Annotated in this window: 7 protein-coding genes; all 7 read left to right on the top strand. The window is 65.3% G+C overall.

The genetic code is table 11. From position 1 onward, the window contains the following. Positions 1–81: 81 nt before the first annotated feature. On the top strand, positions 82–2058 hold the full coding sequence (yidC, locus tag V5A20_RS11940; protein WP_332316571.1) for a membrane protein insertase YidC: 1977 nt from the start codon (positions 82–84) through the stop codon (positions 2056–2058). A gap of 102 nt (positions 2059–2160) precedes the next feature. Next, positions 2161–3540, top strand: coding sequence for a tRNA uridine-5-carboxymethylaminomethyl(34) synthesis GTPase MnmE (gene mnmE, locus V5A20_RS11935; RefSeq protein ID WP_332327424.1), 1380 nt, complete (start codon positions 2161–2163; stop codon positions 3538–3540). Between the two features lie 123 nt (positions 3541–3663). Continuing rightward, a complete protein-coding gene (locus V5A20_RS11930) occupies positions 3664–4170 on the top strand; it encodes a Uma2 family endonuclease (RefSeq protein WP_332316573.1) in 507 nt (168 codons plus the stop codon). Between the two features lie 14 nt (positions 4171–4184). Beyond that, positions 4185–4730 carry a hypothetical protein gene (locus V5A20_RS11925; RefSeq protein WP_332316574.1) on the top strand — a complete coding sequence of 182 codons (546 nt, stop codon included), beginning with the start codon at positions 4185–4187 and terminating at the stop codon, positions 4728–4730. Positions 4731–4785: 55 nt separating this feature from the next. Beyond that, positions 4786–5265 (top strand): helix-turn-helix domain-containing protein, encoded by a 480-nt coding sequence (locus V5A20_RS11920; protein WP_332316575.1) that lies wholly within the window; start codon positions 4786–4788, stop codon positions 5263–5265. Between the two features lie 333 nt (positions 5266–5598). After that, on the top strand, positions 5599–7593 hold the full coding sequence (mnmG, locus tag V5A20_RS11915) for a tRNA uridine-5-carboxymethylaminomethyl(34) synthesis enzyme MnmG (protein ID WP_332316576.1): 1995 nt from the start codon (positions 5599–5601) through the stop codon (positions 7591–7593). A 46-nt stretch (positions 7594–7639) separates the two neighbouring features. Then, positions 7640–8004, top strand: a 365-nt coding sequence (locus V5A20_RS11910) for a 16S rRNA (guanine(527)-N(7))-methyltransferase RsmG (protein ID WP_332327423.1), incomplete at its 3' end; no start/stop codon positions are given.

Genomic DNA, 8004 nt, shown 5'->3' with positions numbered 1-8004 from the left:
CCCCGTGGTCCAGAGCACGGCGCGGCATGCCTTGCTCCGGCCCTCGGCGTGAGAACGCACTCACCAACCCGTCCCTGTCCCTTGGCTTCTCCGCTCCGCAACAGTCCTGAGCCGGAAGATCAGCGCAACGTGATCATCGCGACCATCCTGGTCGCCGTGATCATGTTTGCCTGGATGTTCTGGTTCAGCCCGTCGCCCCAGCAGCAACAGGCCGAGGCGCCCGCCGACACGGCCCAGCAGACCGAGCCGCCGGCCCCCACGGCGGACACCGACACGACGGACCCTTCGGCCGACCCGTCGCCCGCTGCCACCGCGGACGCGAGCGAGGACGCAGACACAGGCGATGCCGACGCGCCGCCGCCCAACGCGAATCAGCCGGAGGCCCCGGCCCCAGACTCCGTGACCGCCGCGGCCCTGGAGGGCACGGAGCGCACGATCGTCGTGGAGTCGGACCTGTACACGGTCGTCCTCTCCAACAAGGGCGGGACCATCGAGCGCTTCACGCTCAAGGAGTACGAGCAGTTCAACCAGGAGGACCCCGTCCAGATCGTGGACACCACGGCGGGCGGCACGCTGTCATTGTCGTTTACGACGCCCACCCGGCGCCGCGTCGACACCCGAACGCTCTACTTCTCGGCCAACACCGAGGCCGACACGGTGCGGATCGAGGACGAGTCGAAGACCCTCACCTTTGAGGCCCAGCTCGGCGACGGGGCGCTCCGACAGTCCTACACCTTCCACCCGGATGACTACGACCTCGGGCTGGCCATCGAGCAGGAGCGGCCCCGCAGCTTCCTGTCGAGCGACGGGTACGAGCTGACCTGGCACGGCGGCATGCCCTACTCGGAGGGCGGGGAGGAGGACGAGCTCCGATACACGGGGCTCTTTGCCCGCAACGGCGACCAAATTCGGAGCCTCACCCTCTCGGACGCGGACCAGAACGAGAAGCGCATCGAAGGGGACGTGTCCTGGATGGCCGTGAAAAACAAGTACTTCACTGCGGCCGTCATGCCAGACCGTCCGGAATCCGCCCAAGGGGCCTCCCTGACCGGACGAAAGGAGGGACGGGCGACCAGCGAGGCGGCCTTCAAGGCCCTCACGGGCCGCCTCCAGATGCCCCTGCCGCGAGAGACCACCCACGTCGACAACTTTCACCTCTATGCCGGCCCGATCGACTACTACAACCTGGCCGACTACGGCCGAAACCTGTACGGCATGGTCGACTACGGGTGGGACTGGTTTGAGTGGCTGACCAAGCCGCTCGCCGAGTACCTCTACATTCCAATGCTGACCTACCTCGGGGGCGGGCTTCCGTCGTGGCTGTTTGGGGGCAGCCTCCCGTACGGCATCGTCGTCATCCTGATGGCCGTGCTCATCAAGACGGTCGTCTACCCGCTCACGAAGTCGTCGTACCGCAGCATGGCGCAGATGCGGGAGCTGCAGCCGAAGATGCAAGAGATTAAGGACAAGTACGACGACGAGCCGGAAAAGCAGCAGGAGGAGATGATGCAGCTGTACCGCGAGACGGGGGTCAACCCGCTCGGGGGCTGTCTGCCCATGTTCTTGCAGTACCCCATTCTCATCTCGCTGTACCAGTTTATTCCGAAGTCGATTCAGCTGCGACAGGAGAGCTTCCTCTGGGCGGCGGACCTCTCGGCGCCGGACAAGATCCTGCAACTGCCGTTCGAGATTCCGTTCTACGGCGACTACGTGGCGGGCTTCACGCTTCTGATGGGCCTGGCCATGATCGTGACGATGCGGGTACAGTCCACCGGGGGCGGGGCGGCCGGCGGCCAGGCGAAGATGTTGATGTACGCCATGCCGGGCGTCATCTTCTTTATCTTCAACCGCTTTGCTTCGGCCCTCAGTCTCTACTACCTCTTCTATAACATCGTCACGGCGGCCCAGCAGAAGTGGATCAACATGCAGCTGGAGAAAGAAAAGGACGACGACGGCAGCCTCACGAACGGACGCTCGGATGGGGCGGCCGACGGGGAGAAGGGGTTCTTCGCCCGGCTCATGGAGAGGGCCGAGGAGGCGCAGAAGGAGCAGCGGTAAGGCGTTGAAGGTTTGGAAGGTTGAAGGTTGTTTGATCTCAATGGTCTCCTGTAGCAGTGCTACCCCCTGAACGTGCAACCTACAACCTACTAACCTTCAACCATGGACGACACGATCGCGGCCATTGCCACGGCGCGAGGGCAGGCGGCGCTGGCGGTGGTACGCACGTCCGGCCCCGAAGCGATTGCCGTGGTGGATCGTTGCTTCCGTGGCGCCGACCTAACGGACGTCGAGAGCCACACGGCCCACGTCGGGTTTCTGAAGGACGAGGATGGAAACGACGTTGACCAGGTGGTCGTCACCGTCTTCCGGGCGCCCAACTCCGCCACCGGCGAGCACGTGGTGGAGGTCTCGTGCCACGGCGGCACCCTGGCGCCCAAAATGGTCCTGCAGAGCCTGCTCGACCACGGCGCCCGCATGGCCGAGCCCGGCGAGTTTACCGAGCGGGCCTTCCTGAATGGCAAGATGGACCTGACGCAGGCCGAGGCGGTGGCGGACCTCATCCACGCCACCTCCACGAAGGCGCACGAAGCGTCCCTCACCCACCTCAAGGGCCGCTACTCGGATCTGCTGGACGACCTTCGCGAAGAGCTCCTCAACCTTTGCTCGCTCGTGGAGCTGGAGATCGACTTCTCGGACGAGGACGTGGAGTTTGCCGACCGGGGGCGCCTGGAGGACCTGCTGGACGAAACGGAGACGATCCTTCAAGACCTGCTCGACACCTACCCCACGGGGGAGAAGCTGAAGGACGGCGTGCGCGTCGTGATTGGCGGGCGGCCCAACGCGGGCAAGTCGACCCTTCTCAACGCCCTCGTGGGGCACGACCGCGCCATCGTCAGCGAGACGCCCGGCACCACGCGCGACGAGATCGAGGCGGAGGCCGAAATCGAGGGCGTGCTCTTCCGCTTCGTCGACACCGCCGGGCTGCGCGACACGGCCGACGAAATTGAAGCGGAGGGCGTGCGCCGCGCCACCGAGTCGATCGAGGAGGCCGACGTGCTCTTCTACCTCTACGACCTGACGGTCGGCCTCGACTCCGAAGAGATCGAGTTCCTGAATGACTTGTCAGGCGAGGACGCGACCGTCCAGCCCTTCCTCATCGGCAACAAGGCCGACGAAGCCCGGGATCTGCCGGTGGCTACCCTCGACAACCTCTCGGCCCTCAAACTCTCGGCCCTGGAGGCGCGTGAGGACGCCGACGCGCTGCAGCCCCTCCTCGACCGTCTCACGGACACCGTCGCCGAGCACCTCAGCCGCGCGGAGGCGTCGCCTGTCGTTATGAACCAGCGCCACCGTCAGCACCTCCAGGACGCCCTCGACGCCGTCCGGCAGGCCCGCGAGGCCCTCGACAGGGGCGTCTCCGGCGATATGCTCACGCTCGACCTCCGCGCCGCCCTGCAGGACCTGGGTGCCATCACCGGCGAGATTACGAATGAGGACGTGCTCGACCAGATCTTCTCCCGCTTCTGCATCGGAAAATGAGTGTGGGAGAATGCGGGCACGGGGGAAGAGGGTCGAGGGGCAGAGTGGTGACTTCCGAGCGGACCGACTTTGCTGGGAGAGCGTTCACACACCTCATTCTCACGCATCACGCGTCGATCCGCCATGAGCACGCAGACGAAAGAACGGCCCGGGCTCTCGTGGAAGAAGGTCTGCGAAGACCCGAACCTTCAGGACCTTCCTTACAAGATTGAGACCAACGACCGGGGCCAAATTGTGATGAGCCCGACCTACGCCCGGCACGGCCGCTTTGCCTATCAAATTGCTCAGCTGTTAGAAGAGAAGTTGCCGGAGGGGGTGTCTTCGGTCGAGACGGCCATCCGGACGGCGAAGGGCACGAAGGTGGCCGATGCCATCTGGTGCACCGCCGAGCGGTGGGCGGAGATTAAGGACGCGTACGACGTACCCGTGGCTCCCGAGATTTGCGTTGAGGTCCGCTCGCCGACCAACACCGACGTGGAGGTCGATGAAAAGCGTCAGCTCTACCTCGATGCGGGAGCAGAGGAGGTGTGGATCTGCGACGAGGAGGGACAGATCACCTTTTACGATGCGGAGGGAGAGCGGGAGGCGTCTCGACGAGCTCCTTCGTTTCCGTCCCGCATCGACGCGTAGCCGCGCCCCTCTCCATGTCCGACGCCCTGCGTACCCATCTCACGACCCAGCTCCAGGCCACGGTGGCCCGCCGGTCGTACGACGAGATCCTCTACAGCGTCCCGGCTGCTGCCCGCGGCGTCCAACCGAACGGCCTGCCCGAAGGCTATTCGCTGTGGCAGATTCTGGAGCACATGCGCATCTGCCAGTCGGATTACTTTCGCTTCTGCACCGATTCCGACTACACGACGCCCACCTGGCCGGACGACTACTGGCCCGACACGGTAGCGCCCCCGAGCGAGGATGCCTGGAATCACAGCCTCAACGCGTTTCGGCAAGACCTTCGGTCGATCAAGGAGTTGGTGAACGATGCCTCCGTCGACATTACGGGCGCGATTCCGCATGTGGAAGAGGTGCGCAAGCGGGAGGGAGGGACGTCGTACCACGGATCGACGTACGCCGATGAGATCGCCGCCATCGCCGATCACAATGCCTACCACCTCGGCCAGTTTGTGACGGTGCGGCGACTGTTGGACGTGTGGCCGCCCGAAGAGGTAGATCCGCCTGCGTGGGCGGCGTAGCGAGAGGGGCAGGGAGGAGAACTCGGCGTTGTGTTTCACGCGATCGCATCGAGCCATGCCCGATGATCCGCTTCGTCAACTCGCAGGTCTGGAGGAGGGCGGCTTTCGTCGCCTCGCCGCCCGCCTCGCACTCCTCCGCGCCTATGCCCGTCACCGGGAGGAAGAATCGTTGTCCGACGCCCAGGCGCAGGAGGACACCGCCGAGGCGTTTGACAATCGCACCGCCGCGGTGGACCAGTGGGTCTACGACGTCTACGACTCGGTGACGGCCCGCACGCTGCGGCGCTGGGCGCAGCAGTTTCGCGACGATGGGCTGCAGGGGCTCATCGACCGCCACGGGCGTCGCAGCGAGCGCTCCTACGAGTCGTACTTCGGCGCGGGGTCGGAACTGCGCAAGGTCGCGCTCTACTACATCGCCGACCATCCGGACTGCACGAGTACCGAGCTCCTCGACGAGTTGTCCGAGCACGTCGAGGAGGACGAGCTTCCCACCCGACGGACCGTGCAGCGCTTTCTCAAGAAGATGGGCGGCTAAGTGGGAGAGTGGAGAGCACGGGGGTGTGGAAGTGGAGGCGAATGGCCCCGCTCGTCGGAAAATCGGATCGCCAGGGTGGGGACCAAATCGAAGGAATGTGCAGAGATCATCTTCTGGACAAAACACGTGTCGTACGTACTGTCGACGAATCTCTCTTTGGAAAAATCACGTGTCGCCCCTGCCTGTACGTCTCTGAAGACCGGTTTCCCGGGGCTCCCCGGTCGTCCGGCGGACGGGGTGGGCACACGGCGGCGGGCGGTTCGTTAAGGGAAAGCGCCGGGCCTCGGCGTCCTTGTTCTGCGGATTCCTGTTCTCGATTACGAGTCCATACTCATGCATCAAGACTACTTCGAGTACGATGTCATTGTCGTCGGCGGCGGGCACAGCGGCAGCGAGGCGGCGGCCGCGGCGGCGAATATGGGGGCCGACACGCTGCTCATCACCATGAAGCTGGCGGACATCGGGCAGATGTCGTGCAACCCTGCGATCGGGGGCATCGGCAAGGGCCACATTGCACGTGAAATCGACGCCCTCGGCGGCATCATGGGCACAGCCACCGACCGGGCCGGCCTCCAGTTTCGGATGCTCAACAAGAGCAAGGGGCCGGCGGTGTGGGGGCCGCGGGCGCAGTGTGGGCGCCGCGCCTACGCCCGGGCTATCCGGCAGGAGCTGGAGGCCATCGCCAACCTGAAGATGCGGTCGGACATGGTGAAAGAGATTCTGACCGACGAGGCCGGAGAGACGGTGACGGGGGTTCGCACGAACCTCGGGAAGGAATTCCGGGCCCCCTGCGTGGTCCTTACCACAGGCACCTTCTCGAACGGCGTCATTCACGTCGGCGAGCAGAACTTCGGCGGGGGACGCATCGGGGAGAGCGCCTCGCACGGCATCACAGGCTGCCTGCACGACCTCGGCTTCGAGAGTGGGCGGCTCAAGACGGGCACGCCACCCCGCGTGGACGGCCGCTCCATCGACTACAGTGTGATGGAGAAGCAGCCCGCCGATCCGGAGGCGACGGCCTTCTCGTTCCTCACCGACGGCCTGCCGCCGGTGAGTGAGCAGCTCTCCTGCTGGCTCACCGACACGACGCCCGAGACGCACGAGGTGCTGCGCACCGGCTTCGACCGGAGCCCGATGTTCACGGGGGCGCTCGAGGCGGACGGTCCCCGCTACTGCCCGTCCATCGAGGACAAGATTGACCGCTTCTCGGAGAAGGACCACCACCAGCTGTTCATTGAGCCGGAGGGGCGGGACACCACCGAGGTGTACGTCAACGGCTTCTCCTCGAGCCTGCCGGAGGAGGTGCAGTTCGAGGCGCTCCGCACCATTCCCGGCATGGAGGAGGCCCACATGCACCGCCCCGGCTACGCGATCGAGTACGACTTCTTTCCGCCGTACCAGATTGAGTACAGCCTGGAGACGAAGTATGTGGACGGCCTCTTCTTCGCCGGGCAGATCAACGGCACCACCGGCTACGAGGAGGCGGCCGCCCAGGGCCTCATGGCCGGCATCAACGCGGTGCAGACGCTGCGCGGCGCCGACCCGATCGTGCTGAAGCGCTCGGAGGCCTACATCGGCGTGCTCATCGACGACCTCGTGGCGAAGGGCACCGACGAGCCGTACCGCATGTTCACCAGCCGCGCCGAGCACCGCATCCTGCTGCGTCAGGACAACGCCGACCTGCGTCTCACGGAGCTCGGCTACAAGCTCGGCCTCGCGTCGCAGCAGCGCTACGAGCGCATGCTGGAGAAGGAGCGTGCGATCGATGTTACACGTGAAACATTGAACGACACGACCGTTGGCCCCGCGCAGGTGGACGACTATCTGCGGTCCGTGGGCACCTCCACGCTCGACCAACCGCGGCCCGTGATCGAGCTCTGCAAGCGGCCGGAGGTCGACTCCGAAGACCTCCTCCGCCACGCCGGCCTCTACGACGAGGTGGTGACGGAGGCGCCGGGCATGCTGAGCGCGCCGCGCCTTATCGAGATCGACCTCAAGTACGAGGGCTATATCGACCGGCAGCAGGATATGGTCGAAGAGATGGAGGAGAAGGAGCGCTGGCCGATCCCCGACGACTTCGACTACCACGCCCTCGACAACATCTCCTACGAGGCCCGCGAGAAGCTGAGCAAGGTGGAGCCGGACAACCTGGGCCAGGCCTCGCGCGTGCCGGGCGTCCGGGCGTCGGACATCTCGGTCCTCATGGTGCTCCTCAAGAACGAGGGCGTGGAGCCGCTGCCGAGGGAGCGCGATCTTGACCCTGATGCGATGGGGGGAGACGGGCAGTCGTTCGGTGTTTCACGTGAAACGGCGGTTTCGGTCGAGTAGGCCGGGACGCTGAATGGAAAACGTTTCACGTGAAACGATGCGCTCTATGGATGATCGTGCCTGGACGCCCGTCGCCGCGCTGACGACCGAGCAGCGTGAGCGGCTTGAGGCCTTCGAGGAGCAGCTCCTCCGCTTCAACCCGCGCATCAACCTCATTTCCCCAGAAACGGAGGACGCCTTCCGGACGCGGCACCTGCTCCACTGCCTGACGCTCACGGTCCGCGACTTTCCGGGCGGCTGCACGATCGTCGACTGGGGCACCGGGGGCGGTCTGCCCGCGATTCCGCTGGCGATCTGCTTCCCCGAGACGACGGTCGTCGGCGTCGACTCGGTGGGAAAGAAGGTACGGGCCGTGCGCACCATTGCGCGGCGGCTGGGGCTGGAGAATTGTTTCACGTGGAACGGGCGGGC

It is taken from the genome of Salinibacter sp. (assembly GCF_036626415.1).
In the GTDB taxonomy this organism is placed as follows: domain Bacteria; phylum Bacteroidota; class Rhodothermia; order Rhodothermales; family Salinibacteraceae; genus Salinibacter.
The sequence above is the reverse complement of the archived record's forward strand: the minus strand, read 5'-3'. Positions and strand labels throughout refer to the sequence as shown.

Bases quoted from the DNA above. Each gene is read 5' to 3' on its own strand.
- mnmE (WP_332327424.1), top strand. From the start codon at position 2,161: ATGGACGACACGATCGCGGCCATTGCCACGGCGCGAGGGCAGGCGGCG.
- V5A20_RS11930 (WP_332316573.1), top strand. From the start codon at position 3,664: ATGAGCACGCAGACGAAAGAACGGCCCGGGCTCTCGTGGAAGAAGGTC.
- V5A20_RS11925 (WP_332316574.1), top strand. From the start codon at position 4,185: ATGTCCGACGCCCTGCGTACCCATCTCACGACCCAGCTCCAGGCCACG.
- V5A20_RS11920 (WP_332316575.1), top strand. From the start codon at position 4,786: ATGCCCGATGATCCGCTTCGTCAACTCGCAGGTCTGGAGGAGGGCGGC.
- mnmG (WP_332316576.1), top strand. From the start codon at position 5,599: ATGCATCAAGACTACTTCGAGTACGATGTCATTGTCGTCGGCGGCGGG.